This is a genomic window from Haladaptatus sp. AB643 (genome assembly GCF_024136975.1).
Classification (GTDB): Archaea; Halobacteriota; Halobacteria; order Halobacteriales; family Haladaptataceae; genus Haladaptatus.
In genome coordinates this window covers 203235-228039 of record NZ_JAMYJW010000003.1, presented here as the reverse complement: position 1 = coordinate 228039, position 24805 = coordinate 203235, and the positions used below count along the sequence as shown (strand labels likewise).

General features: G+C 60.6%; 26 protein-coding genes and 1 tRNA gene. 8 read left to right on the top strand and 19 right to left on the bottom strand.

From position 1 onward, the window contains the following. Nucleotides 1-24 precede the first annotated feature (24 nt). Both NKF25_RS08240 and NKF25_RS08235 read left to right on the top strand, forming a co-directional pair. Nucleotides 25-127: transfer RNA gene (locus tag NKF25_RS08240), tRNA-Gln, on the top strand. 125 nt (nucleotides 128-252) lie between these two features. Then, a complete protein-coding gene (locus NKF25_RS08235; RefSeq protein WP_253226207.1) occupies nucleotides 253-1095 on the top strand; it encodes a class I SAM-dependent methyltransferase in 843 nt (280 codons plus the stop codon). Nucleotides 1096-1103: 8 nt separating this feature from the next. Here the strand turns inward: NKF25_RS08235 and NKF25_RS08230 are convergent, their stop codons facing one another. The 3 genes from NKF25_RS08230 to NKF25_RS08220 form a co-directional block, all read right to left on the bottom strand. After that, nucleotides 1104-1334, bottom strand: coding sequence for a hypothetical protein (locus NKF25_RS08230; RefSeq protein WP_253226206.1), 231 nt, complete (start codon nucleotides 1332-1334; stop codon nucleotides 1104-1106). A gap of 131 nt (nucleotides 1335-1465) precedes the next feature. After that, entirely contained in the window at nucleotides 1466-2092 is a 627-nt protein-coding gene (locus NKF25_RS08225) for a PEGA domain-containing protein (protein WP_253226205.1), read from the bottom strand. A 725-nt stretch (nucleotides 2093-2817) separates the two neighbouring features. Beyond that, complete coding sequence (locus NKF25_RS08220; RefSeq protein WP_253226204.1) at nucleotides 2818-3252, bottom strand: hypothetical protein; 435 nt, start codon at nucleotides 3250-3252, stop codon at nucleotides 2818-2820. A 163-nt stretch (nucleotides 3253-3415) separates the two neighbouring features. Between NKF25_RS08220 and NKF25_RS08215 the strand changes: the two genes are divergently transcribed. Then, nucleotides 3416-4435 (top strand): metallophosphoesterase, encoded by a 1020-nt coding sequence (locus tag NKF25_RS08215; RefSeq protein ID WP_253226203.1) that lies wholly within the window; start codon nucleotides 3416-3418, stop codon nucleotides 4433-4435. On the opposite strand, the gene NKF25_RS24440 is transcribed toward NKF25_RS08215, so the two are convergent. Further along, nucleotides 4432-5154 carry an alanyl-tRNA editing protein gene (locus tag NKF25_RS24440; protein ID WP_342766318.1) on the bottom strand — a complete coding sequence of 241 codons (723 nt, stop codon included), beginning with the start codon at nucleotides 5152-5154 and terminating at the stop codon, nucleotides 4432-4434. The two genes, NKF25_RS08215 and NKF25_RS24440, sit on opposite strands and share 4 nt — an antisense overlap. Before the next feature lie 92 nt (nucleotides 5155-5246). Here NKF25_RS24440 and NKF25_RS08205 point away from each other — a divergent pair, with 92 nt between their 5' ends. Continuing rightward, the gene (locus NKF25_RS08205) at nucleotides 5247-5954 is read left to right on the top strand and encodes an HD domain-containing protein (protein ID WP_253226201.1); all 708 of its coding nucleotides are present in this window, start codon (nucleotides 5247-5249) and stop codon (nucleotides 5952-5954) included. A gap of 33 nt (nucleotides 5955-5987) precedes the next feature. Here the strand turns inward: NKF25_RS08205 and NKF25_RS08200 are convergent, their stop codons facing one another. The 6 genes from NKF25_RS08200 to NKF25_RS08175 form a co-directional block, all read right to left on the bottom strand. Next, nucleotides 5988-6644 carry a LysE family translocator gene (locus NKF25_RS08200; protein ID WP_253226200.1) on the bottom strand — a complete coding sequence of 219 codons (657 nt, stop codon included), beginning with the start codon at nucleotides 6642-6644 and terminating at the stop codon, nucleotides 5988-5990. A gap of 71 nt (nucleotides 6645-6715) precedes the next feature. Next, nucleotides 6716-7432 carry a TMEM165/GDT1 family protein gene (locus NKF25_RS08195; RefSeq protein WP_253226199.1) on the bottom strand — a complete coding sequence of 239 codons (717 nt, stop codon included), beginning with the start codon at nucleotides 7430-7432 and terminating at the stop codon, nucleotides 6716-6718. 1 nt (nucleotide 7433) lies between these two features. Beyond that, the gene (locus NKF25_RS08190) at nucleotides 7434-8105 is read right to left on the bottom strand and encodes a metal-dependent transcriptional regulator (RefSeq protein WP_253226399.1); all 672 of its coding nucleotides are present in this window, start codon (nucleotides 8103-8105) and stop codon (nucleotides 7434-7436) included. A 92-nt stretch (nucleotides 8106-8197) separates the two neighbouring features. Continuing rightward, nucleotides 8198-8851, bottom strand: coding sequence for an HAD family hydrolase (locus NKF25_RS08185; RefSeq protein ID WP_253226198.1), 654 nt, complete (start codon nucleotides 8849-8851; stop codon nucleotides 8198-8200). 141 nt (nucleotides 8852-8992) lie between these two features. Then, entirely contained in the window at nucleotides 8993-10249 is a 1257-nt protein-coding gene (locus NKF25_RS08180; RefSeq protein ID WP_253226197.1) for a Glu/Leu/Phe/Val dehydrogenase, read from the bottom strand. Nucleotides 10250-10333: 84 nt separating this feature from the next. Beyond that, the gene (locus NKF25_RS08175; RefSeq protein WP_253226196.1) at nucleotides 10334-11179 is read right to left on the bottom strand and encodes a CoA ester lyase; all 846 of its coding nucleotides are present in this window, start codon (nucleotides 11177-11179) and stop codon (nucleotides 10334-10336) included. Nucleotides 11180-11324: 145 nt separating this feature from the next. Between NKF25_RS08175 and NKF25_RS08170 the strand changes: the two genes are divergently transcribed. After that, entirely contained in the window at nucleotides 11325-11525 is a 201-nt protein-coding gene (locus NKF25_RS08170; RefSeq protein WP_253226195.1) for a hypothetical protein, read from the top strand. Nucleotides 11526-11596: 71 nt separating this feature from the next. Here NKF25_RS08170 and gdhB read toward each other — a convergent pair whose 3' ends face one another. Together gdhB and NKF25_RS08160 are read right to left on the bottom strand one after the other, a co-directional pair. Continuing rightward, the gene (gene gdhB / locus NKF25_RS08165) at nucleotides 11597-12871 is read right to left on the bottom strand and encodes a glutamate dehydrogenase GdhB (RefSeq protein ID WP_253226194.1); all 1275 of its coding nucleotides are present in this window, start codon (nucleotides 12869-12871) and stop codon (nucleotides 11597-11599) included. Nucleotides 12872-12992: 121 nt separating this feature from the next. Continuing rightward, entirely contained in the window at nucleotides 12993-14162 is a 1170-nt protein-coding gene (locus tag NKF25_RS08160; protein WP_253226193.1) for a PQQ-binding-like beta-propeller repeat protein, read from the bottom strand. A 165-nt stretch (nucleotides 14163-14327) separates the two neighbouring features. Between NKF25_RS08160 and NKF25_RS08155 the strand changes: the two genes are divergently transcribed. Beyond that, nucleotides 14328-14792 carry a MaoC family dehydratase gene (locus NKF25_RS08155; protein WP_253226192.1) on the top strand — a complete coding sequence of 155 codons (465 nt, stop codon included), beginning with the start codon at nucleotides 14328-14330 and terminating at the stop codon, nucleotides 14790-14792. A gap of 12 nt (nucleotides 14793-14804) precedes the next feature. Here NKF25_RS08155 and NKF25_RS08150 read toward each other — a convergent pair whose 3' ends face one another. From NKF25_RS08150 to NKF25_RS08140, 3 genes are all read right to left on the bottom strand, one after another. Next, nucleotides 14805-15152 carry a DUF5658 family protein gene (locus tag NKF25_RS08150; RefSeq protein ID WP_253226191.1) on the bottom strand — a complete coding sequence of 116 codons (348 nt, stop codon included), beginning with the start codon at nucleotides 15150-15152 and terminating at the stop codon, nucleotides 14805-14807. A 178-nt stretch (nucleotides 15153-15330) separates the two neighbouring features. Continuing rightward, the gene (locus NKF25_RS08145) at nucleotides 15331-17034 is read right to left on the bottom strand and encodes an acyl-CoA carboxylase subunit beta (RefSeq protein ID WP_253226190.1); all 1704 of its coding nucleotides are present in this window, start codon (nucleotides 17032-17034) and stop codon (nucleotides 15331-15333) included. A 131-nt stretch (nucleotides 17035-17165) separates the two neighbouring features. Beyond that, nucleotides 17166-17504, bottom strand: a complete 339-nt coding sequence (locus tag NKF25_RS08140; protein WP_066146303.1) for a hypothetical protein — start codon at nucleotides 17502-17504, stop codon at nucleotides 17166-17168. 387 nt (nucleotides 17505-17891) lie between these two features. Here NKF25_RS08140 and NKF25_RS08135 point away from each other — a divergent pair, with 387 nt between their 5' ends. After that, nucleotides 17892-20306: a hypothetical protein gene (locus tag NKF25_RS08135; protein ID WP_253226189.1), complete on the top strand. Its 2415-nt coding sequence runs from the start codon at nucleotides 17892-17894 to the stop codon at nucleotides 20304-20306. Between the two features lie 27 nt (nucleotides 20307-20333). Here the strand turns inward: NKF25_RS08135 and NKF25_RS08130 are convergent, their stop codons facing one another. The 3 genes from NKF25_RS08130 to NKF25_RS08120 form a co-directional block, all read right to left on the bottom strand. Beyond that, nucleotides 20334-21170, bottom strand: a complete 837-nt coding sequence (locus NKF25_RS08130) for a class 1 fructose-bisphosphatase (protein WP_253226188.1) — start codon at nucleotides 21168-21170, stop codon at nucleotides 20334-20336. 2 nt (nucleotides 21171-21172) lie between these two features. Further along, nucleotides 21173-21961, bottom strand: a complete 789-nt coding sequence (locus tag NKF25_RS08125) for a class I fructose-bisphosphate aldolase (RefSeq protein ID WP_253226187.1) — start codon at nucleotides 21959-21961, stop codon at nucleotides 21173-21175. A 119-nt stretch (nucleotides 21962-22080) separates the two neighbouring features. Further along, complete coding sequence (locus NKF25_RS08120) at nucleotides 22081-22656, bottom strand: hypothetical protein (protein ID WP_253226186.1); 576 nt, start codon at nucleotides 22654-22656, stop codon at nucleotides 22081-22083. Nucleotides 22657-22823: 167 nt separating this feature from the next. Here NKF25_RS08120 and NKF25_RS08115 point away from each other — a divergent pair, with 167 nt between their 5' ends. Beyond that, the gene (locus tag NKF25_RS08115) at nucleotides 22824-23681 is read left to right on the top strand and encodes a 3-hydroxyacyl-CoA dehydrogenase NAD-binding domain-containing protein (protein WP_253226185.1); all 858 of its coding nucleotides are present in this window, start codon (nucleotides 22824-22826) and stop codon (nucleotides 23679-23681) included. Between the two features lie 22 nt (nucleotides 23682-23703). On the opposite strand, the gene NKF25_RS08110 is transcribed toward NKF25_RS08115, so the two are convergent. After that, nucleotides 23704-24582 carry a hypothetical protein gene (locus NKF25_RS08110; protein WP_253226184.1) on the bottom strand — a complete coding sequence of 293 codons (879 nt, stop codon included), beginning with the start codon at nucleotides 24580-24582 and terminating at the stop codon, nucleotides 23704-23706. Nucleotides 24583-24805: the final 223 nt, after the last annotated feature.

The window sequence follows — 24805 nt, the reverse complement described above, 5'->3', positions numbered from 1 at the left end:
CATTATCCGAAGATGCGTAATCGCAGTCCCGTGGTGTAGCGGCCAATCATAATGGCCTTTGGACGTGGTTGGTTTTTCCAACTGCGGAAGACAGCCATTGACGGCGGTTCGAATCCGCCCGGGACTACTAGAATTTTACAGTAGTCATCCCGAAACACAGTGACTTCTGTCGCGGAGTAAATCCAGAAGCTATCTGAACGAAATTTCAACTCCCACGGAAGAGATTATAACTGAAGAACGCACAGAACGTGTATGTTCGACTCGATGAACCCCCGTCGGTTCTACGACGAAGAAGCCGACTGGGAGTGGGGCCGACGCCGAGGTTCGTTCCTCTCGGAAATCGCGTTTGAAGGGACGTTCGAGTACCTCGATGAGTTCTTTCCGGACGACGGATTGATTCTCGATGCGGGTGGCGGCCCCGGTCGGTATGCGATTCGCCTCGCCGAGCGTGGAAACTGCCCCGTTCTCCTCGACGTGAGTCGAACACAGCTTCGTACCGGGCGTGAGAAAATCACCGAGCACGACGTTGCTGATCAGGTTCGTACCGTTCAAGGCGACCTCCGTGGACTTCCGTTCGATGATGACACCTTCGACGGCGTGTGTTGTCTCGGTGGTGCGCTCTCACATATTCTCGATGCCGACGGGAGGGCAGCGGCGCTCGACGAACTCAGTCGGGTCTCGACTCCCGGTTCACCTATCGTCGTCTCCGTCTTCGGGCGGTTGGCGAACCTCGAAATCATCCTTCGCGAAGGGAATTTGGAGACGACGTATCCGTTACTGCTTCCCGAGGCACGCTCGGGTGACTACACCCGTGAACTCGCCATGCAGACGTACGACGAACCGGATTGGACCGAGTGCCACTACTATCGCCTCGCTGAACTGGAAGCGGAGTTCGCGCAAGCCGACTTGCGCGTAGAGCGGACCGCAGGGTTCAACGGTATCTGCACGATGCTCGACGTCGATTTCGAAACTCACGAAAAAGAGGCTCGGGGGACGGTGCGAGAACTCCTCCGGGAACTTCGGGAAGACCGAACGGTCGTAGACGTTTCCCGAGAAATGCTCGCCGTGGCACGCGTCCCGAGTAATTCTCGATAATTCGGAAATTAAAATACCCCTCTGAGCACCATCAGTACGCCGACGCCCGCCACGATGACGCTCGTGAGTTGACTGAGAAGGACCCGCCAGTTTGTCGGTTCGACCTCGTCCCAAGACATCGTGCTCCCGATGGAATCGAGACGTTCACTCAACCGTGACAACTCATAGGCGTACCGGTACGCAAACACGCCCCCGACGAGGAGTACGAGTCCGAAGAGCGTTTTTCCGATCTCGATCATATTCGGATTTTGGAACACTCGTGGTAAGTACTTTGTCGGTAGTCGGAACGAATTCTGCCACCTATCCGGAGTAGCGATAGCGGAGTGCTACTCATCACGAGCTAAAAAACTAGAAAAAAGAATCGAACCGCTTACTTCGAGCTATACTGGATGGTGCCGGTCCACTTGGCGTACACGTCGTCGTGTTGGTGGTCCTTGTCGAGCAGGTACACCGTCACGTGGAGCGTGCCGTCGTTGAACTGCTCGAACGCTCTCTTGTCGATATCGACGGGGTAAGTACCTTCGTCGTGCTGGAATCGGACGCCCGTCCGACCGACGTTCTTGCCGTTGATTTGGACGAGGAAGTACGGGTCACCGTCGACGAGCGGTTCCGGGTCCACGTTCTTCATGGACGTGTTGGCGACGACTTCGACGTTGAAGTTGGAGTAGCCGTTACCGCTCTTGGCTTTCACCTTGTCCACGAGTTTGACGCTCTTCAAGCGGGTGGGGTCCTCCTTGTGCTGGAACGGCGTGTTCGGTGCTTTTGGCGGCTCCCAAGCCTCTTCCGTCGTCGTGGTTTCCTCCGTGGTCGTGGTCGTCGTGGTGGTCGTAGTCGTCGCCGTCGTCGTCGACGCGCTCGAACTCGTCGATGTGGGGGCGCTCGTCGTGGTCGTCGTCGCCGTACTCGAACTCGTCGTATCCGAACCACCGAGACCGGCACAACCGGCGAGGAGCACGGAGATGACGAGGACGATTGCGATTGATCGATTCCGATTCATATGTGGTATGTTCATATATACGCGATGCTCCATAAATATCCTGTTGTCAGTAATTAATCTGCCATTTCCTCATTTCGAAACCAGTCAGGGGGAGAGTAACGTGATCATTCGTCAGTAGGAGGACGTTACCCGACTCTGAGCCGGTCGTACACGCTCGTCGAATCGTCCACAAGCAAATTGAATCGGCCTACCCGTTTTTGACGAACATCTCATTATAAAACGATTCGAAAACGTCAGACTATCGTTAGCACACACCAGTGAGTGTTGAAAGCGACACGGATCGATATCGCCGAAATAGTCCGTTACAGCTCTCGATCAGTTGTATTTGGATATGTCCTTTCTACAGACAAGTGATGGGTTCGCTAACAAATAGAAACAAGACATATACCCTCGCGCTACTTCTGTAATATCTACCATCAATCGAGACTCCTTATGAGATATAGACAACATGGGCGATATGGGATGACAGTAAAAAATGCACAGTTCGAGGAGGACGGATCGTTGTGTCTGTCGCTTCGCTTCGATCCGAATGAGACACCACCGTTGGACAAACTGCTCACGAAGGGATATGTTAAACTAAGCGTGTACGATGGGGACGATTTTGTCGAAGACGGAACATTGACTCTCTACGAGCGGTCTCGCTGCTGAAAACGGCCAGTATCGGGGGAAACGTGATTTCGATAGCGAGTGATCTGAATCTGTAATATAATATGGAAAATAGGGGTTTAGAGCCGGTCGCGGCCGTTGCCACGCGACGTCGACCCGCCCACGTCGATTCGCTCTACTGCTTTCACGACCTTACGAAGATACCGACGAACGTCGAACTCGCTTTGTCGTCCCGAACGTTGGCGTCCGGAACGGCGTGTCTGAGTCGACGTCGAACCGCCAGCTAGCTGTCGAACTTTGCGTTGCGTTTCCTTGGAGATGAGTGGTTCTTCCGGCGAGATTGCCCGTGACAGTATCGCACAGATGGCAGCGATCACCACGAAGTAGTAGCCGAACGCCGTGAATATGTTATCCGAGAAAAACGCTACATAGATCCCGTTGATGAAGAAAAACAACCCCATCAACTGTAGAATCTTGTTGAGATAGGGAGACGACGACTCCGTTGTCGTCGTCGTCCTCGTTGTTCCGATTCCTTGGAGGCTTCTCGTGCTCATCCTCACCTTCCGTTTCGACGTGTGACGTAATGAAAGTCAGTCAGACATGTGTGTCGGACATGACCTGATCCCTAATAGACTATTCGGCCAAGTCTATATAGAATATGGTGGTAGATATATATTCTATACGCTAGGTTTATACTTCTCGCGGCAGTTTACACGTATGATGCTCGAAGAGGGGATGGCGCTGGAAATCACCGAGAAATCCGGCCCAACTGACGCGGTCATCGAATCATCCGAGGCGACTACCGACTCCGGTCCTCTATTCGCTCGATTCTCGCATCCTCGAAGTCAGACGAAAACGAGGATTGCGCTCGTCTCCGACATGCACGTCTCTACCGAAAAGCAGGGGACGTGGAAGGTCTTCCACCGAACACGCGACCGCCTCCGGACCGTTATCGAGGACGTAAACAGCCGTGACGTGGATTCGGTCGTGTTCGCGGGCGACCTCACGGAGGATGGGTCCGTCGCGGATTTCGAAACCGTCCGATCGCTCCTCGCTGACCTCGACGTTCCGTTCGTCGCCGTCCCCGGCAATCACGACGTTCCGAAGTCGTTCGACGCCCACGAGACACCGGCGCTCTCCTCGTTCGAATCGAACTTCACGCCCGAAGAACTCCCGTTCCATCGGCAGGTGGGCGGCGTGGACGTCATCGGATTGAACAGCGCATCGACGCCGACCGGTACGTTGTCGGACTGCCACGACGGCTGTATTTCCGCCGAACAACTCGCGTGGCTGGACGAGACGCTTCCGAAGACGGACGCCCCGATCGTCGTCTCCCATCACAACCTTCCGGGTCTCGGCGATAAAACGGACGCCCATTCGTGGCGGTCGTCGTTCCCGATGCAAAACGCGAGCGACCTAGCCGAACTCCTCTCCCGACACGACGTTCCGCTCCACGTCTCCGGTCATTTGCACGTCCCGGCGACGGCCGAAACGATGGGCGTACGCGAACTCCTCGCCCCGTCGCTGTGTTCGTTCCCACAGGCGTACCTCCTGTTCGACATCGACCGACACGGGACGACCGTTCGATTCGTTCCCACGGCAGGTCCGGAGGGCACGAGGGAAGCCTACATGCACGCGAAGAAGGATTCCGCCCGAAGCGATGCCCTCGCTGAGATTACGGCGGCGCGACTCGACTCGTTGCCGCTCGTAGACGAGCGCCAGTTGGCGTCTCACTAATCCAGCACGAACTTCAATCGCTCTTCGTCGCTTCCTTTGGTCTCCCGACCGGTAATCCTGAACTCCCCGAGTTCGTCGGTCCGTCGGACGTGTGTCCCGGCACAGGCGGTTTTATCGAACGCTTCGATCTCCACGATACGGATTTCGCGGATACTTTCTGGGAGCAGATGGATCCGCGTTCGTTCCGGGTCGAGGGAGGACTCGGCTTCCTCGCGGTCCAGTTCGTACCACGAGACTTCCAGTCCGTCCTCGATGCGGTCGTTCATGACCGACTCGATGTGGGCGAACTCCTCGTCGGTGAACCGTTCGTAGCCACAGTCGATTCGGGCGCGGTCGGTGTACAACTGGTTTCCGGTCGTGCTCGCGTCGTACTCGTCCAACAACACCGCCGAGAGGAGGTGCTGGGCGGTGTGATACTGCATGTGGGCGTATCGTCGGTCCCAGTCGATTCGTCCGGTGACGGTCGTCCCCGCTTCGGGCGGGGTTCCATCGACGGTGTGGTAGACGGTGTCCTTCTTCTGTACGTCGGTGACGTTCCACGTCTCGCCGTCGGTTTCGAGAACTCCAGTATCGAAGGGTTGGCCACCGCCTTCAGGGTAGAACAGCGTTCGGTCGAGCACGACGCGGTCGTCGACGACGCGCTCGACTGTGGCTTCGAATTCCCGCTCCTCGGTCGCTTCGAGGTACAACGCTTCGGTCATACACGGGGAGAAGAACACCCGGGACTTAATGACCTCGTCGTAACGCTAAAGAGCGAATCGTGCGTTTGTATCAGTAATGAGTACGAATGCTGAACGCTGGAGGGATTTTTGTGGGTGTCGAAATTAAGGGTTCACCCGTCTCCGATTCCGAATTCGAGGAGATGAAGACGTTCGTGTACGAGTATCTCGATGCGAGCGTCCAAAACGAAGAAAGTGGGGGACGCATGCGGTGGTATCCGTGGCACTCCGCGGATTACCGATTCAACCACATTCTCAACGTCGTGAACCTCGCGGAAACGATAGCGGAACGCGAAGGGGCCGACGTGGACGTCGCCCGCGTCGCATCGCTGTTTCACGACATCGCCAAACTCGACGCGGATCAGGAAGTCCACGCCGAGGAAGGTGCGCGGGTCGCCCGCGAGTACCTCGAATCGCACGGGGAGTTCCCCGAATCGTTCGTGGACCAGGTGTGCAAAGCCGTCGAAGACCACTCCTATCAGGGGGACCTCTCGCGCCTCTCGAAGGAAGCCCAGTCCCTCATCGAAGCCGACATGCTCGACAAGGTCGGCGCGAACGGGACCGCCTTGATGTTGTTGCGCATGGGCTACGAGGCGCGGACGCACATGGCCGCCGCCGAGATGGTGGACCGCGTGCTCGAACGTGGCAAGGACGCGTCTTCCCGCGTGCAGAGCGAGACGGCACAGGACATCGCTCACCGCAGACTCAAGCGCGTGAAGTGGTTCCGCGAATGGCTCGAAGACGAAGTTCCCGAGATGGACGCCGAACCGTCGGGTTCGCCCCGCGGCACCGGACGCTGAGCGGACGGAAGATCGAATTCGAATCCGACTAATTTATGCGAGCGTCGTCACGGCGTCGTAGAGGAACGAAATCCCCGCTAGCGCGAGAATTCCCGCACTGATGTACGCGACGGCCGGTGCGAGCGAGTCGATCCGTTTTTCTGCCGCGGACAGCGCCGCCGGAAAGCCCGTAATCCAGCACGCGATGCCCAAAAAGAAACCGACGATGATTATCGGCCCGCCGGTCGATACCGTGAGGTGTCCGGGGAGTCCCGAGAGCACGTCGAACTGACCCGGGTCGAGCAGACCGACGCCGGCCGTGAGCCACCAGATGATCTGAAACGGGTTCGTGATGGCGAGCGCGAACGCCTTCCGGAACCCCCTCGCGTCCTCATCCACCGAATCCGTGGTGAACGTTGAGGTCGCGTCCTTCGCCGCGCCGTAGGCGAAATACAGCATCAACAGTCCGCCGACGCCGACCATGAGTCCGCGGACGAGTGGGGCTTCCCGAACGACCGTGACGACGCCCGCGAGTGCGAGGACGAAGAAGCACGCGTCGGCGGTCATCGCACCGAGTCCAGCGAAAAAGCCCGACCGCCACCCGCGGAGAACGCTCTCCTCGGCGATAACTGCGTTCATCGGACCCGGTGGTGCGGCGAGCGAGAGTCCGAGAACGACCCCCGCGAACGCCGAGACGAGTACGGCAAACATCTGTCACCCAGTTTGGGATGGGGTGAGTAAAAGACCGCGGTTAGGGGAAAGAGGTGAGTGGCGCGGGGAGTTCACGGGAAACCGAGCCATTCGGCGAAGACGAGCGCGCCGAAGGCGAGGAAGACGAGCGACGCGACGAGTTCGAGCCACTTCGTCGGGAGGACGCGCTCGAAGCGCTCGCCGATGAAGGCGTCGAGTCCCGTCCTGAGACCGAGCGCCGCGATGACGCCGACGAATATCGAAAGCGGCGAGTGCGGGAACGTCGTCGAGAGATTGATCGTCAGCAGTTGGGTCTTGTCGCCGAACTCGGCGAACATGATGAAAACGAACGTCGAAAGCACGCCGCCGTAGGCACCCATCCGATTCAGTAACTCGTCCGGAATCAGCCTCCCAGTCATGCCCACGTCCATTCCGCCGCCGGTTACGAGCGGTGGGTCGGACGAGGAGTCCTCGGCGAACTTCGGTACCGCGTTCGTCAACGTCCAAAGTCCAAAGACGACGAACAAACCGCCGGTCAGTACCGTTATGGCGTTCCCTGGAAGGGTGGATTCGATGAGGTGACCGAACGCGATTTCGACGGTACTCCACAACGAAAACGCCGCCATCGCGCCGAGAAACACCTTCTTCGCGTCGTAGCGTGACGCGAGGGTGACGACGACGAGTTGTCCTTTGTCACCGAAGGTGGCGAGCAGATTGGCGAGAAACGCGGCGACGAGCGGGCCGTAGCCGTCGTAGCGGTTGATGACCCCTTGGAGACCCGCCGCTAACGGCGTCGGTTCTCCGACCATCTCAGGCGATTTCTTCGACGACCGCCCGGACGCGAATCGACCGAGCGACGCTTTCCGGAAGGCTCTGTTCCCCACCGAGGACGGACACGGTCACCATGCCGAACGGGGCGACGTCAACGATTTCGAGTTCCGTTCCCGGCGAGATTCCCGCTTCGGCGAGGTAGCGCAACTCCTCGTCGTCGCGGTCGCTGACGCGCGCCACGACGACGTGTTGACCGGCCTCGTGTTCGTTCAGGCGTGTCGTGTCGTCCTCCTCGATGGGCGAGAGGTTCGCGTCGGGAATCGGGTCCCCGTGGGGGTCGATGGTCGGGTTCCCGAGTGCCTCGGCGACGCGTTGTTCGAACTCCTCGCTGATGTGGTGTTCAAGGCGGTCGGCTTCATCGTGGACTTCGCTCCACGAGTAGTCGAGATGTTCCGTCAGGTAGGCCTCCAGCAATCGGTGGTGACGGAGCACTTCGAGCGCGACCGTCTCTCCCTCGGCGGTGAGTTCCACCCCCTTGTACTTCTCCCGATCGAGCAGTCCACGGTCGGTCAGCTTTTCAACCATACTGGTGACTGTCGGCGGTGTTACCCCCAGATAGTCCGCGATTTCGGAGGTCGCTACCGGACCCCCGTCCTCCGTCTGGAGCGTATAGATGGCCTTCAAGTAGTCCTCCATCACGTCGCTCAGCATCACTACCGAGGATTAGACGCTTCTAAACCTTCAATTTGTCGTGTACTCAGTGGCTGATACGGTCCCCTCCCCGTTCACTTCTGACGTTCCTTTTACGTCCCCGTCGTTTCGATCAACGGCAGGAGTACGTCCGCGAGTTCCGTCATATCGGCGGCCGAGACCGGGGCCGCCGGTCGTGACTCGTCGCCGACGTACACCGTTCCGAATCCCTGCTCGCGGGCGGGAACGATGTCCTCTTCGAAGGTGTCGCCGATGTAGATGTAGTCGTCCGCGTCGAGTCGCCGTTTCGCTTCCTCGAAGATCACCGGGTCGGGTTTCCGGGCACCGAACTCGTTCGAGACGATGACGGTATCGACGAGCGTTTCGAGTCCGTGCGCTTCGATCTTTCGCCGTTGTGCCCGCCCGTCCCCGTTCGTGAGGATTCCGGTCGGATGTCGAGCGGAGACGGTTTCGACCAACCGCCGTACGGCCGGTCGGATGCGCGTGGCCTCGGCCTCGTTTTCGATGTGGCGTGTCGCCAACGCGCTCGGATCCGCATCGAGGTCGTGTTCCGCACAGACCGCGGCGAAGGCGCGTTCGTACGGATTCGATTGCAGTTCCGTAATGGCCTCCAACACCGCATCCGAATACCGTACCAGCATCTCCTCCGTCGGTTCGACGGGCAACGACCGCGCAGTTATCTCCCCGAACGAGGCGGTGTATTCGAGGAGAGTGTTGTCGAGGTCGAAGTAAACGGCAGTCGTCATTAGATGATATCTCTACCCCGGCGGAAAGTACCCTTCGAGGACAGGACGTTCCCCGTTCGCACGCGATGACCGGGCCAAAAAAGGTGTTCGATCGAACCGTCGTCGTTCGAAAACTGCTCCGTGAATGGCCTTATTCGTCGGCTATGGCCAGTTGCCGCTCTCGGTGTAGGAGTCGATGACGCGCTGGAGGGCGACGACGTAGGCCGCAGTCCGGAAGTTCGGCAGGTCGTTCGCCTCGTAAGCGTCCGTCAGGTCGCCGAACGCGGAGACGATGACGTCTTCGAGTTCCTCGTTGACGCGCTCTTCCGACCAGTAGAAGCGCTGGCGGTTCTGGACCCATTCGAAGTACGAGACCGTCACCCCGCCCGCGTTGGCGAGGATGTCGGGGAAGACGTAAACGTCGCGCTCCGTGAGCACGTCGTCGGCGTCCGGCGTGAGCGGGCCGTTCGCGGCTTCCACGATGACGTCCGCCTGAACGTCCTTCGCGAGGTCACCGTCGATGGCGTTTTCGAGCGCCGCGGGAACGAGCAGGTCCACGTCGAGCGTGAGGAGTTCCTCGTTGCTGATTTCCTCTTCGGCACCGGCGTACTCGACGACGCTACCGGTCTCGTTCTTGTGGTCCTTGACGTCGCGTGCGTGGAGTCCGTCTGGGTTGTAGATACCGCCGCTGGAGTCCGAGACGGCGACTATCTTCGCGCCGAGGTTTTCGATGAGTTTCGCGGCAATCCATCCGGCGTTCCCGTAGCCCTGCACGGCGACGGTTGCGCCGTCCATCTCCTTGCCGAGGTAGTCGAACGCCTCACGAGCGGTGAGCATGGTCGAGCGACCCGTCGCCTCGACGCGGCCTTCGCTGCCGCCGCTTTCGAGCGCTTTACCCGTGATGACGCCCGGTTCGGTCGTGTTTTCGAGTTTCTCGTATGTGTCTTTGATCCAGTTCATCTCGCGCTGGCCGGTGTTCACGTCCGGCGCGGGAATGTCCTGGTCGACGCCGATGAACGGGCGGAGTTCCTTGGCGAACGAGCGCGTGATGCGCTCCAACTCGTCCTCGCTGTACTCGTCGGGATCGATGATGATACCGCCTTTCCCACCGCCGTAGGGGATATCAACCACGGCGGTCTTGTAGACCATCCATCCGGAGAGTGCTTTCACTTCGTCGCGGGAGACGTTGGGGTGGTAGCGGATGCCACCTTTGTACGGGCCGCGGTCGCCGTTGAACTGCGAACGGAACGCTTTGAACACTTCGATGGACCCGTCGTCCATCTCGACAGAGAGATTCGTCTCGAGAATCCGCTGGGGGTGCTTGAGCCGCTCGAAAACGTCAGGGGACGCGTCGAGATATTCGGACGCGTCGTCTATCTGTTCCTGCAAGCTCTCGAACGGATTAGCTTGTTCGGACATCGTTTGTCAGTCCCACCCACCCACTGTTAAACGTGACGAAATAACCATGAACTATTATACCTAAATGAGGTATAAGGAAGAGAGTCAGTTGTCAGCGTCCGCGTACTCCATGATCCGTTCCGCTTGGGCGATGAGCGGCGCATCTATCATTTCACCGTCAACTCTGAAAACGCCGCGTCCGTCCTCGTCGGCGTCCGTTTTCGCCGTCAGGACGGCTTCGGCCCACTCCACCCGCTCCGGGTCGGGCGTGAACGCCTCGTTGATGGGTGCGACCTGCGCCGGATGGATCGCCATCTTCCCGTCGTAGCCGAGTCGGATGGCGAACTCCGTCTCCTCGCTCAATCCCTCCGTATCACCGAAATCGGTGTAAACGGTATCGATGGCGTCGACGCCGTTGGCGCTCGCCGCGATGACGACGTGTTCCCGGGCGTAGAGCACCTCGGTCCCCTCGTCGGTTCGAGTCGCACCGATGTCCGCCGACAGATCCTCCGCCCCGAACACGAGGGCGGCCGTTTCGTCCACCGCCGCGATTTCCGCGGCGCTGAGAACCCCGCTCGCCGTCTCGACCAGCGCGAGGATCGGAACCCGGCAGTCGTGTTCGTGGAGCAGTCGAACCAGCGTCTCGGCATCGTCGCCCGATTCCGTTTTCGGCAGCATGACCGAATCGATGGCGTCGGCACCCTCGGCGATTCCACGGAGGTCGTCGTCCGCCGCGATCCCCGTCGGGTTGACGCGAACACACACCTCACAGTCCGGGTCGAACGCCGGGTCCGTGAGCACGTCACGGACGGCCTCGCGGGCTTCGTCCTTTCGCTCGGGAGAGACCGCGTCCTCCAAGTCGAACACGATCACGTCGGCCCCTGCGCCGGGTGCTTTTCGCATCATCTCCGGGCGGTCGCCCGGCGTGAACATGACGCTTCGTCGTGGCATACGGGAACGACGTGTGGCGTCGATTTCAACCCACCGAACGGTTTCGTTCGTGCATCCTCGACGTCGCCAGTTTCGTCGTTCGAAGAACGTATCGAATCGGAAACTCCCCAGATAGGTTTATCCCGCCACCCTTCGGTACGTCGGCATGGAACGAACGGAAACGTCGGGAACGGAAGAGTCGAACGCGGACGAGGGGTCCGATTCGAACACCAACATGGGAGTCGGTATCGGCATTGGCGTCGCTCTCGGCGCCGGTATCGGTGTCGCGCTGGACAACATCGCACTCGGAATGGGGGTCGGAATCGCTATCGGCGTTGCGATCGGAGCAGGAATGCCCGACCGGTGATGGTTCTCCCCCCGAACAACGACAGAAAAGATTTCCGTTCGTGAACGTCCCGAAGGACGCTTCCGACCGTTTTACGGCCAGAGTCCGCGCGCCGTGTGAGCTTCGGCGATACGCGAGAGGCCGACGATGTACGCGGCGTCACGCCACGTCACGCCGCGCTCTTCGACTTCGGATCGGACGTCGTCCCACGCGGTGAGCATCTCGGATTCGAGTTCCTCGTTCACGCGTTCGAGCGACCACTGGCGGCGGTTGATGTCCTGTAGCCACTCGAAGTACGAGACCGTCACCCCACCCGCGTTGGCGAGGATGTCCGGAATGACGTGGATGCCGCGCTTCTCGAATATCTCGTCCGCGGTGGTCGTCGTCGGACCGTTCGCACCCTCGACGATGATGTCCGCCTGCACCTCGTGAGCGTTTGCCTCAGTGAGGACATTTCCGATCGCGGCCGGGATGAGCACGTCGACGTCGAGTTCGAGGAGTTTCTCGTTGGGAATCGCCTCGTGGCCGTCGAACGTCGTGACCGCCTCGGGTTCCTCCTCGTGGGTCGGAATCGCGTCGATGTCGAGTCCGTCCTCGTCGTAGATCGCACCGTTCACGTCGGAGACGGCGACGACGTTCGCACCCCACTCGTGGAGCGAGAGGGCGGCGTTCGCGCCGACGCTCCCGAACCCTTGGATGGCGATCGACGTGTCTTCGAGGTCGTAGTCGTAGTACTCACACGCTTCGCGGGCGATGATGGCAACCGAGCGACCGGGCGACTCCTCGCGGCCGTAGGAACCGCCGATGACCGGCGGTTTACCGGTGACGACGCCGGGTTGCGTTTCGCCTTCCTGCATGGAGTAGGCGTCCATGAACCACGCCATCGCCTGCGCGTCGGTTCCCATGTCCGGCGCGGGAATGTCGCGCATCGGGCCGATGAAGTCGCGCAGTTCCTCGGCGAAGCGGCGGGTGAGCCGTTCCTTTTCCTCGTTGCTGAGTTCCTTTGGATTGACGATGATGCCACCCTTCGCGCCCCCGAACGGGAGGTCCATCACGGCGCATTTCCACGTCATCCACATCGAGAGACCGACGCACTCGTCTTCGGTGACGCCGGGGTGGTAGCGCATTCCACCCTTGAACGGTCCGCGCACGCTGTCGTGTTGTGCGCGGTAGCCGGTGAAGATATCCGTGTCACCGTTGTCCCGCTTCAGCGGCACCGAAACCCGGTGTACTTGGTCGGGGTGCTTCAAGCGCTCGATCGTGCCGCGGTCCACGTCGAGGTGCGCCGCCGCGCGCTCCAGTTGTCGTCGTGCCGTTTCAACCGCCGTTTCCGGTTCGTCCGTAGTCTGCTTCCCAGTAGATGCCATAGTTGGACGCCTCCGACAGGCTTGCCAGTTTAGTCGGTAGTAATACGAGAAATGCCTTGCCATCCGTCGTTGCGTCGGCATGAGATACCACGGCACGATACGGAGGAGGACGGTGAGCGACTTACTGCGGCAAGGCGTAAATCATTCCCGCCACGTCACCGACGTAGACGGACTCGCTGCCGACCGCTGGCGACCCGACCAGCGAATCCTGTGCTCGGAAATGCCACCTGGTGCGGCCGTCGGCGCGGTCGAGCGCGACCAGTAAGCCGTCGTCGTTGCAAGCGTAGACCAGTTCGTTCGTGACGACGGGCGACCCCCACACGCGGGCGTCGGTTTCGACACACCACCTGACGGTACCCTCCCGCGCGTCGAGCGCCAAGATATTCCCGTCCGCGGAGCTGGTGTAAACGATACCGCCGATGGCGACCGGCGACGACCAGACTCCGGCGTCGGTCTGATGCCGCCATTTGGTTTTGCCCGTTTCGGCGTCGAGCGCGTAGATTCGGTCGCCGTCCACGGTCCCGACGTAGGCCGTGTCACCGACGACGGCGGGAGCGCCCGCGATGGCGAGTGACGGTGCGAAGCGGAAGAACTCCTCCCCGTCGTCCACGTCGTGGGCGAACAGCCCACCGTCGAGTCCGGTCGCGTAGAGGGTGTTACCCGCTATCTGCATCGACGTGAGCGCTCGTGCGGGGGTTCGGAAGGACGATTTCAACTCACCCGTTTCGGCGTCGAGCATGGACACCTGTCCATCGCGCGAAGCGACGTACAGCGTGTTCCCGACGAGTATCGGCGCTTCCTCCACGCCAGCATCCGACTCGAAACACCATTCACGCGTTCCGTTCGTCCTGTCGAGTGCGAGCAGGTTCCCGCTCCTGTCACCGACGTAGGTGAGGTCCCCACCCGGCGTCGGCGACCCGACCGCGTTCGGTGCCTGGAACAGCCAGTTGCTCACGCCATCCCGCTGGTCGATACTACAGACGAACCCGTTCTCGGTACCGACGTACACAGACCCGTCCCTGACGACGGGTGTGGTTTCGACCGGCCCACCGACTTGGGCGAACCACCGCGCGTGAACGCGCTTGCTGTCGCTCAACGGTGTCATCGGCGTCGTCGGCGTCGTCGGTTCCTCCTCGCTCCCGGGATCGACGGGTCCGGGGCGGATATCCGGTTCCGAGTCGATACCGCCATCGGTGGACGGTCGAGGCGGCTTCGAACCCGAATCGGTGCCGCCATCCGAGATGAACGTCGTGTCGTCCGCCGTCGACTGTCGTGTGCTGTAATATTTCATATTTCTCTAGACCTGAATTCTGCCTGACTGCCAAGTCATTCGAATACTGTCTACTTTGTTATGAACCGGTTACAGCCCGCTATCGGCCGTGCAACGGTTGGAACGGTTGCAACGGACCCGACGGAGACCGACAGGATTTTTCCCACCGCTGACCCAAATCTCGCCATGACCGGACTGTACTACGAGGAGTTCGAGGTGGGCCAAACTATCGAACACGAGAGGCGGCGCACTATCAGCGAAGCCGACAATCAGAAATACTGTGATATGACGATGAACCAACAGCCACTCCATCTGGACGCCGAGTTCGCGGCCGACACCCAGTTCGGCGAGCGCCTCGTCAACGGTCTCTATACGATGAGTCTCGCTGTCGGCGTCTCGATCCCGGACACGACGGACGGAACCATCGTCGCCAACCTCTCCTACGACAACGTCTCACACCCCAACCCGGTTTTCCACGGCGACACGATTCGGGCACAGTCCACCGTGACCGACAAACGCGAGACGAGCGACGGCGAGCGCGGGGTCGTCACCATGCACGTGGAAGTGTTCAAGGTCGATGGTGAGGACGAGACGCTCGTCTGTGAGTTCGACAGGACGGCGTTGTCGCTCAAAAAGGCGAACGCCGAGTAGACAGGGGAGGTTTCACAGTCGGGTGAATAGGGAGAGGTTGACGACGACGGCGAACATCCACGGGAACGCGAGTCCGGCGGGGACGAGCGTGACGTACTGTCGAGGAACGAGCGTCCGGCAGACGAATCCGACGGCCAACGCGAACATCTTCAGGCCGACGAGCGAGAGGAATCCGAATCGGCCGAGCGCGCCGCGTGCGACCGGGTTCGATTCGGCGAGTCCCACTTGTAACCCGACGTACGTCGTAACCAGGTCGCCGACCAGCGCGAGGAGGACGACGGCCCAGAGCAGTCGTTCCACGTCGTCGAAATCGAACCAACCCGTGCGTTGATAGCGGTAAGAGAACTGCTGATGACTCATAGGTGATGGCGCGGTAGTTCCACGTCATCCCGGATACGCCTGAACGGTGCTTTATTATGAAGTGCCTTATCGGTTCACCCGGTGTTCAAGCGGGTGCTACTGTCCGATTCGAATAATGTTCATACGGTCATTTCGCCGTTCGGACGTGAAAAAGTAGGTGTCGGTCCCCGTCGGCCGATTACAGGATCGTTCCGTGCTTCTTGTCCGGGAGGTCCTTTTCGATACCGGCGTAGAAGTCGTAGCGCTGGACGAGTTCCTCGCGGAGGGTACTCGGCGGGACGATGTCGTCGATGACCATGTCGCTCGCCATGCGGTGCACGTCGATGTCCTCGCGGTACTCCTCGCGGAGTTCCTGCTCGCGCTGGGCGCGTTCCTCCGGGTCCTCGATGTCGTTCAACTTGTTCGCGTACACCGCGTTGATCGCCGCTTCGGGACCCATGATGCCGATCTCGCCGGACGGGAGCGCGATGACGCTCTGGGGGTCGTACGCGGGGCCGGACATGGCGTAGATTCCCGCACCGTACGCCTTCCGGACGACGACGGAGATTTTGGGGACGGTGGACGAGGAGGTGGCGTAAATCATCTTCTTGCCTTTCTCCAGGATCGCGTCCTTCTCGACTCCGGACCCGGCCATGAATCCCGGCGTGTCACAGAGGTAGAGGAGCGGAATCTCGAAGGCGTCACACTTCCAGATGAATTCGGCCGCCTTCTCGGCGGCGTCCGGGAAGATGGCACCCGAGCGCTGTGCCGGTTGGTTGGCGACGATGCCGACCGGACGGCCGTCGATTTTGGCGAACGCCGTGATGATTTCGCCGCCGAACTCCGGCCTGAGTTCGAAGTACGAATCCGAATCGACCACGCGCTCAATGAGGTCGGTCATGTCGTATGCCCGGTTCGGACTCGACGGGATGACCTCGTCGATACCGTCCGGCGACAGTTTCGGCGCTTTCGGTTCGCTTCGAGGCGGTTTCTCGTGTGCCTTGTCGGGGAGATACGTGATGAGGTCCGCCACGAGTTCGCGGGCGTGTTCCTCGTTGCGGGCGACGAGGTCCGCGCTTCCCGATTCCGCCGCGTGCATGTGCGCGCCGCCGAGGTCCTGCATGCTGATGTCCTCCCCGGTGACCATCTGTACCATCCGCGGCGAGGCGATAGCCATCGCGGACATGTTCTCGACCATGATGGTGAAATCGGCGAAGACGGGGGTGTACGCCGCACCGGCGATACACGGCCCGTAGAGCACGCAGATCTGTGGAACGCGCCCCGAGAGCATCGAGTGGTTGTAGTAGTACTTCCCGATTCCTTCGCGGTTGGCGAAGAACCCGGACTGCTGATCGATACGCCCGCCCGAGGAGTCCATCAGATAGAGGACGGGTTTCCCATTCTGGAGCGCCCGCTGTTGCATGCGCAGGAACTTCTCGACCCCTTTGGCGGCCATGCTTCCGGCCTTGACCGTGAAGTCGTTCGCCATGAAGTGCAGGTCGCGGTCCTCGAACGTGGCCGCGCCGGTGAGCAGGCCGTCGGCGGGCAGTTGGTCGTCCGCGTCGAACTCGGCGAACCGGCCGTCCTCGAACTTGATCCCTTCTTCTCCGAACCAGAGGTCGAGTCGGTCCCGAACGAATAGTTTTCCCTTCTCGGAGAGGCGCTCCTTGTACTTCTCCGGACCGCCCAACTCGATCTCCTCGATCTCTTCCCGGAGCAGTTCCTCGCGCTCGGTCGGTCCGAGGTCGTCCTCCAGCGGTTCGCCGGGTTCGTCCCACGTGACGGTCGGTTCCGTTTCGTCACCGACGAACACTTCCACCTCGCTGCCGACGTGTTCGGCGAGTGCGCTGGCGATCGCCGAGGCTTCCTCGTCGGTCGCCCCTTCACCGATACGGACTTTCATGAATGAGAATGCGCGAAGCGATTTCAAACCGTTTTCCCTTTCTATCGCGACAATATTTTCGAGCGGGAGACGGAGAGAGTGGAGAAAGAAGTGTCTAGGGAGAGGACGATGGGAGCGGAATCGGGACGTGGTTACTGATCCGGCAGTTCCATGGCCGCGACGTGCTCCGCGTACTCTTCAAGCACTGGTTGCCCCCAGTACCGAAGTGATTCGCTCCGTGCATCGTAATCGATGATGTTCGCGTCAGCGAGTTTTGGGAGGTGTGTGTGATGAAGGGACGCTTCGATACGTCGTCGGTAATCGTCCGGAACGTCGTTTGGCGACGTTTCCGTTTCCCACTCAACGACCTGTTCTACGAGGTCGGAAAGCGTTGCTACGCCATCCGCAGTCGTTGAGAGATAGTGGATTGCGTATCGTCTCCGCTTATCCGACAGGAGTTCGAAGATGTCATCGAAAGACGGTCTACTCACTCCTGGTTCGGCACGAAGTACGTGGGGCGGATGTCCCGACGGGCGGTTCCCCGAGTCGTCACGGTATGGTGACTCATTGCTCATGCGACGCTCAAGAGGAGTTGACCAGCATAGATAAAGAATGGTGAATCTAGACATCTAGAAACGTGCCAACGGATAGGAATTCATCGGCCCGAATAAATTTATTTCCAATAAGTACACCACCGACTATATTCGGTTGCCGCTCGTCATCGCGAAATTTCGATTACCACGATGACTCGCAATGATTGCCGGGACCGTCGGGCGACGCTACCACGTGTCAACGATCACAACCGGCCGGGGACGTGAGGAAACGGAATTAACGATGGCTCCGGTTGACGTGCGTCTCGCGCGTGTGAGTCGTATATTATGGATCGATTCACACGGGCTGTAGTCGCGGTCGGACTCGTCCTCCTCGTCAGCATCGCAAGCATCGCCGTCGTTTCTCCCACCAACTCCGGCACGACGTCATCCACCCAGTCGATGGAGGCGTCGGCACCCCTGGTCGGGGAGTCGGCGGCGACGCTTCCCGTACTGTCGGTGAACGACGGCGCGAGTGAACTGTTACAGACCGATTCGAACCGTTCGACCCGTGAGGAGGCGGCCGCCCGCGGTGTCGCACAGGGGGCCGCGTTGGCACAGCGACAAGGTGTCTCCATCAGTCAGGAACAGCGACAGGCCGCAGTACAGGGTGCGACACAGGCCGTCTCACAGGATCAATCGACGAGCGTCAAACAGGTTCAGGCCGCCGCGCGCGGTGCCGCACACGGTACCCTCCTCCAGAGTCAGGACGTGAACGTCACCCAGATACAGGTGGCGACACAGGGGGCAACGACCGGCGCAGTTTCCCAAACCCAACGGGCGAACGTCTCGCAGGTGCAAGCCGCGGCGTTCGGTGCTGGCCACGGCGCAGTCGCTCAAAGTCAACGGGTGAACGTTACGCAGGTACAGGTGGCGGCACGCGGTGCCGCACAGGGTGCGGTGACCGGTGCGGTACAGAATCAGGGAGCGAGCGTCTCACAGATCCAGGAGGCCGGACAGGGTGCGGCGTTCGGCGCGCTCGACCAGCGTCAGAACGTTTCGGTCCAACAGGTGCAGGCGGCGGCACGAGGCGCGGCGACCGGGGCCGCCCAAGCACAGACCGCGAACGCGAAGCAGGTTCAAGTCGCCGCGATGGGCGCGGCGAGAGGCGGTGCGACACAGATTCAACAGGTGAACGTCGAACAGATCCAAGCGGCCTGCCGCGGTGCGGCGGCGGGGGCCGTCTCCCAAGTCCAGCGGGTGAGCGTCACACAGATTCAAGTTGCCGCACAAGGCGCGGCGACTGGTGGACTCACACAGGCGCAGAGAGCCACCGTTTCACAGATTCAGTCGGCCTGTCGCGGTGCGGCGATTGGTGCATTGAGCATCACGCAGGTCCAGATCGTGAACATCGTGCAGATTCAAATCGTCGCGCAGGGGGCGGCACAAGGTGCGACCCAAGGTGCCGTCCAGAAGCAGGTCGTGAACGTCAAACAGATTCAGGCCGCCGCGAAGGGTTCGGCACAGGGCGGAGTCACGCAGGTGCAGACCGTTCGAATCACCCAGATTCAGTCGGCCTGTGCCGGGGCGGCGTCCGGGGCCATTACCCAGAACCAACAGGTGAGCGTCACACAAGTGCAAGCCGCCGCAAGAGGGGCGTGTAAAGGCGGCGTTGTGGCGAGTCAGCGCCAGCAGGCGAGCATTTCACAGGTGCAGGCCGCGACACGTGGTGCGGCGAACGGCGCGGTTTCCCAGAGCCAGCAGGCGACCGTCACGCAGATACAAGCCGCCGCGCAGGGCGCTGCGACGGGTGGAATCACGCAGGTGCAGAAAGCCTCGGTCACGCAGATTCAGGCGATCACCTTCGGCGCGGCCGCCGGTGCGACGCAGTCCGCCACGCAAGGGAACGTGAACAGCGCGGGCCAGATTCAGCAAACGGCGGTTTCGGGGACCGAACAGGCGGCAAACCGAGTGAAGTCGAGGGCGAACGCTCCACCGAAAACGCTCCGGTCGGTCGCAAAACAGGGAGCGGGCGGCGAGGCAACGCCGACTCCGTCGCCGATTCCGACGTCGACCACCGCGACGCCGACCACGACATCGGCACAAACCACGACGGCGACGTCGACACAGGCACCGACCTCGACATCGACGACCGCACCGCCGTCCACGACGCCAAATGTCACGACTACTACGCAGACGACCACGAGCGTCACGACGACACCAACCACAACCACGACGTCGAATGTGACGACAACGACGTCGAATGTCACCGCGACACCAACCACGACGGCGAATGCCACCGCGACACCGACCACGACATCGACGACCGCACCGCCGACCGCGCCGCTCTCGGCGAACCTGTCCTGCACCCGAATCACGGCGAACGCGACGCAACCCGATGACTACCGGATGCAGGCGCTGCTGGTCAACGCCTCGAACCCGCAGTCGGGCGTGCTGGTGACACAGAACATCTCCGCCGGGGACTTCCAACCGGCGGCCGACGGCAAGGTGACGTGGACGAACTCGACGGCGGACCTCGGCGTTCCGGGATACGTCTTCGTCAACGCGACGTTCTTCGATTCGAACGGGCAGACGGTCGCGACGGTGCAGCAAAACGACGTGCAGAGGTGTATCCGACAAGTGAGCGGAACGAATCAGACGACCGTGCCACGGACGACGGTCGGCGGACCGACGGCGACTGCTGCTCCGACGACCGTTGCGACGACGACCGGGCCACGGACGACGCCGACGAATAGCAGCTAACGGAAAAAATCGAAAATGGGAATCCGACTACAGCGCGGCTTCGAGTCGTTCGATGAGGTCCGCGTTCCCGATGTGGAGCGGTACCCGTTGATGTAGTCGCTCGGGCGTCACTTCGAGGATCGATTTCTCGCCGTTGGACGACCGACCACCGGCGGATTCGATGATGTACGCCATCGGGTTCCCTTCGAACTGCAGCCGAAGCTTTCCTTCTGGGCGGGATTCGAGACCGGGATAGGCGAACACGCCGCCGTAGGTCAACACTTGGTTCACGTCGCCGATCATAGCGCCGCCGTAGCGCAGTTTGAGTTCGTCTTCGACTTCGCGCGCGTAGGCGGTGAACGCCTCGGGCCAGTCCGGAACGCGGCCGCCGAACCCGTAAACCGTGGGGTCATCGGGGAGCGTCACGTCCTCGGTGACGACCCGCTGTTCACCATCCTCCACGACGTACTCCGTCACGGAATCGTCGCGGGCGACCATCATCGTCGTGATCGGACCGAAGAGGACGAACGCCGACGCGACGAGGTCCGTTCCCTTCGCCGGGAGCGGCGCATCGTAGATTCCGACGATGGTCCCCATCGAGTTGTTGGATTTGAGGTTGGACGAGCCGTCGAGCGGGTCGATAGCGACCGACAGTCCGTCGCCGCAATCGACGACCCTCTCTCGCTCCTCGCTGGCGAACTCGCCGACGCCGTCGATGGCCGTCAGCTCCGCTTCGAGGTACTCGTCGGCCCACACGTCGGCGGCCATCTGGATTTCCCCGCTTGGGTTTTCCTCGTCCGCCTTTCGACGGCGGCCGGTGAGACCGCCACGGATTTCGGGCGCGGCGGCCGCGACGACCTCGATGATTTTTGTAACCGTCTCCATCGTTAGAGCGCTTCGTCGGCGGTCGCGCCGTCGAAGATGACCTTTTCGAGCGCGTCGAGGATTCGCTCGGGGTCATCACGCTGCCAGACGTTGCGGCCGACGGCGAGTCCGGAACCACCGGCGTCCATCACGGCTTCGACGCTGGAGAGGAACTCGTAGTCGCTGGTCTTCGACCCACCGCTCATGACGACCGGCATGTCGGCGGCGGACTTGACGGCCCATTCCATCGACTCGCGGCTTCCGGGGTACTTGACCTTCGCCATGTCCGCGCCGATTTCGAGCGCGATTCGGGTCGCGTAGGCGATAGTGCTCTCCTTCGTGTCGTTCTTGAGACCCTGTCCGCGCGGGTACGACCACATGACGACGGGCATGTCGTATTCGCGGTGTGCCCGTTCCTGCACGTCGCGGAAGTCCTCGTACATCCTCGTCTCGTTGTTCGAGCCGGAGTAGACGGTGTAGCCGACGGCGTCCGCGCCGAGTTCGGCGGCGTAATCGACCGTCCAGTTCTGTGGCGAGTACGGTTCGCCCATCCAGAGGTTGCTCGTCCCGTTGAGTTTGGCGAGGAGGTTGACGTCGTCCTCGTAGGAGGGGTAGTACGTCTCCGCGAGGCCTTTCTGAACCGCGAGACACGTAACTGCGTCGTGGGTCGCGGTTTCGAAAACCTTCTCGGGGTCCAGTGTCTCCGGAACGGAGCCGAAGTCGGCCGACGGCCCGTGTTCCAGACCGTGGTCGTGGGCGAGAATAAGTGCTTTGCCGTCTCGCGTGACTTGCGAGTCAGTCAGCGGAATCATCAACCGAAACTGCACCGAGGATATATAAGAGTGTACTGGTACTGTCCGAACCTAAACGATTGATTTCGGGGTTCTCAGTAGCTCTATTGTGAGAATGGGAAACTACAATAGTAGTAAATTCACAACAGTTCGTGAGCCGACTCGCGCCACTTCGCGACACGCGTCAAATCGAAGGCCAACGAGTCCGCCACGCGTTCCGGATTGGCAATGGCCAGACTTCGGACCGAGGTGATACCCGCTTCGGCGAGTTCACCGGCCAGTTCGTCGTCGATTTCCGGCACGTCGGTCACGGGGTCGGGACTGCTTCGGTCCCGCCATGCGGCCTCTTCCGCGTCGGCGTCACCGCTTCCGTCCGTCGCGGTTTCGGTCGTCTCGGCCTCCCAGTCGCCGGAACTGGCTGCAATCCACGCACGCTCGCCGTCCTGCAGGCCACGGATTTGGCTCGAACGGTCGGTCAGATCGTTGCCGGACTCGAACGACCAGGACAGGGAGTGTTCCCGACGCAGACGGCCAGCGACGCCCGGATGGACGCCTGCTTCCCGCAACATCTCGTAGGAGGCGGTGCGATTTCGGATATCCGTTACGTCGAACGGCGCGTCCTCGATGACCGCCGCTGTCGCTGGGCCGACGTATTTCACGTCTATCGTTTCGATCTCGGCCGTTTCGCGTGTCTCGTGTTCCCTCACGTCCCTCACCGATTCGTTTCTTTCTCCCACCCGATCCCCATTAATGTTTCGTACACGACCTATTCGTTTCGTTACTGTCCACTGGTGTTGTATATTTCATATATCACAGTAGTTCAGTTCGACTTTCTCGCCCGCGTTCCGCTATCCTTACAACGATTCCGGCAGCACTTGCCATCATGCGTTCGCTTTCCGACATCGACAGTATCGGCGTAGTTGGCGCGGGAACGATGGGCAGCGGCATCGCGCAGGTCGCCGCCACGAACGGCTACGACGTGGTTATGCGCGATATCAAGGACGAGTTCGTCCAGCACGGGTTCGACACCATCGAGGGAAGTCTCGACCGACTCGTGGGCAAGGAGAAGATGAGCCAGGAGGAAGCCGAGGCGGCCGTCGACCGGATCACGGGCACGACGGACCTCGAAGACCTCGCGGACTGTGACTTCGTGGTCGAGGCGGCCGTCGAGAACATGGAGATCAAACAGGACATCTTCGCCGACTTGGACGAGGTGCTCCCCGAGGACGTCGTGCTGGCCACCAACACCAGCACGCTCTCGATTACAACCATCGCCAGCGTGACCGAGCGCGAGGAGCAAATCGTCGGCCTCCACTTCATGAACCCCGTCCCCATCATGAAGGGCGTCGAACTCGTCGTCGGCGAGAAGACGGACGAGGACGTCGTCACGCTCGCACACGACCTCGCGGAGGACCTCGACAAGGAGACGTGGGAGTCCGACGACAAACCCGGCTTCGTCACCAACCGCATCCTCATGCCGTGGATCAACGAGGGCATCCGCGCCTACGACGAAGGCGTCGCCAGCAAGGAGGACATCGACAAGGGAATGACGCTCGGAACGAACGTCCCGATGGGACCGCTCACGCTCGCGGACCACATCGGACTGGACATCTGTCTCGACGCCAGCGAAACCCTCTTCGAGGAACTCGGCGACCGATACAAGCCAGCCTACCTGCTCAAGCGCAAAGTCGATGCGGGCGACTTGGGCAAGAAGACGGGCAAGGGCTTCTACGAGTACTGAAAAAACAGCGGGACCGCCGTTATCAGTCCTTTCGGGTCGCGTTCTTCGGCGGCGCGAACGTTCCCTCGGGCAGTTTCTGATTCACGGCGAGGTCACGATAGGTGGAGACGACCGTTCCGTTGTGAATCACGGTTGCGTTCTTCGATTTTTGGTGACCCGATTCGAACCTGTTCTTGATCTGGTCGAGCGTCTGGTCGATCGGTAGCGGATAGTTCGTTTTGCTCTTGACGAGTGCACCGGTTTGAGCGTCTATCCAGAACGTCGAGTTGTACCACGATGCTCTCTCGGAGTTCTTCTGTGGATTGTCGAACTCGATGACGTACACCTCGTGGCCGAGCACGTGCGTTTTCCCGTGGTACGTGAGCGCGTCGTGGTCGAACGCGGCTTCGAACTCGTGTTTGGCCTCGTAGACGCCGCTGATGTAGTAGTGCGCGGGGCCGTCGCGCCGGTCACTCACGTCGTACGTGTTCGTCGCGCTTTCGTACGCTATCGTATTCGTTCGGTTTTCGATGATGATCCTGTTCCTGGTCGGGTGGAGGTATTCCACTCGCAGAAGCTTCGTCCCGTCCGCGTACCGCTCCGAGCGATCGACTTTCTTCGTTCGAGTGTACGTACTGCCGTTCGGCAGGTGGTAGATCCGTTTCTCCACTTCGACAGCGTGGTACGTGTTGATGTTCTCCTGCTTCGCGCGGATGTCGTTCACGACCTCGTGAGCTTTCGCGTCGCTGAACGTCGTGGTCGGTGTCCGTTGTGACGTGTTCGTATCGGTCGTTGCAGTCGTCGTCTGGGAAGTCGTTTCGACACCGGCACCGGCGTCATCATCGGGCAACTGTCCGACACAACCGCTGACGGTTGCCAGCACCAGACAAACGGTGAGGAGGAGCGGTAATCGTGACCGCATCAGCGCTCACCGCCGACCGTCTCGTCTACCGAGTGTGGCAGCGTCATTCGAGGGACAGTTCGTTCGATCCGTGTTGGGTTGGGACCCTTCATTATTACCAACATCATCAATTCAGCATAAAAATAAATAACCCCCTCCAATCATTTTCACATTCCGGGAATGGCTCTCATCTCCGCTATTACGCGGCTCTACCGCTACAGTATCAAACTCACCAACGTCTCCG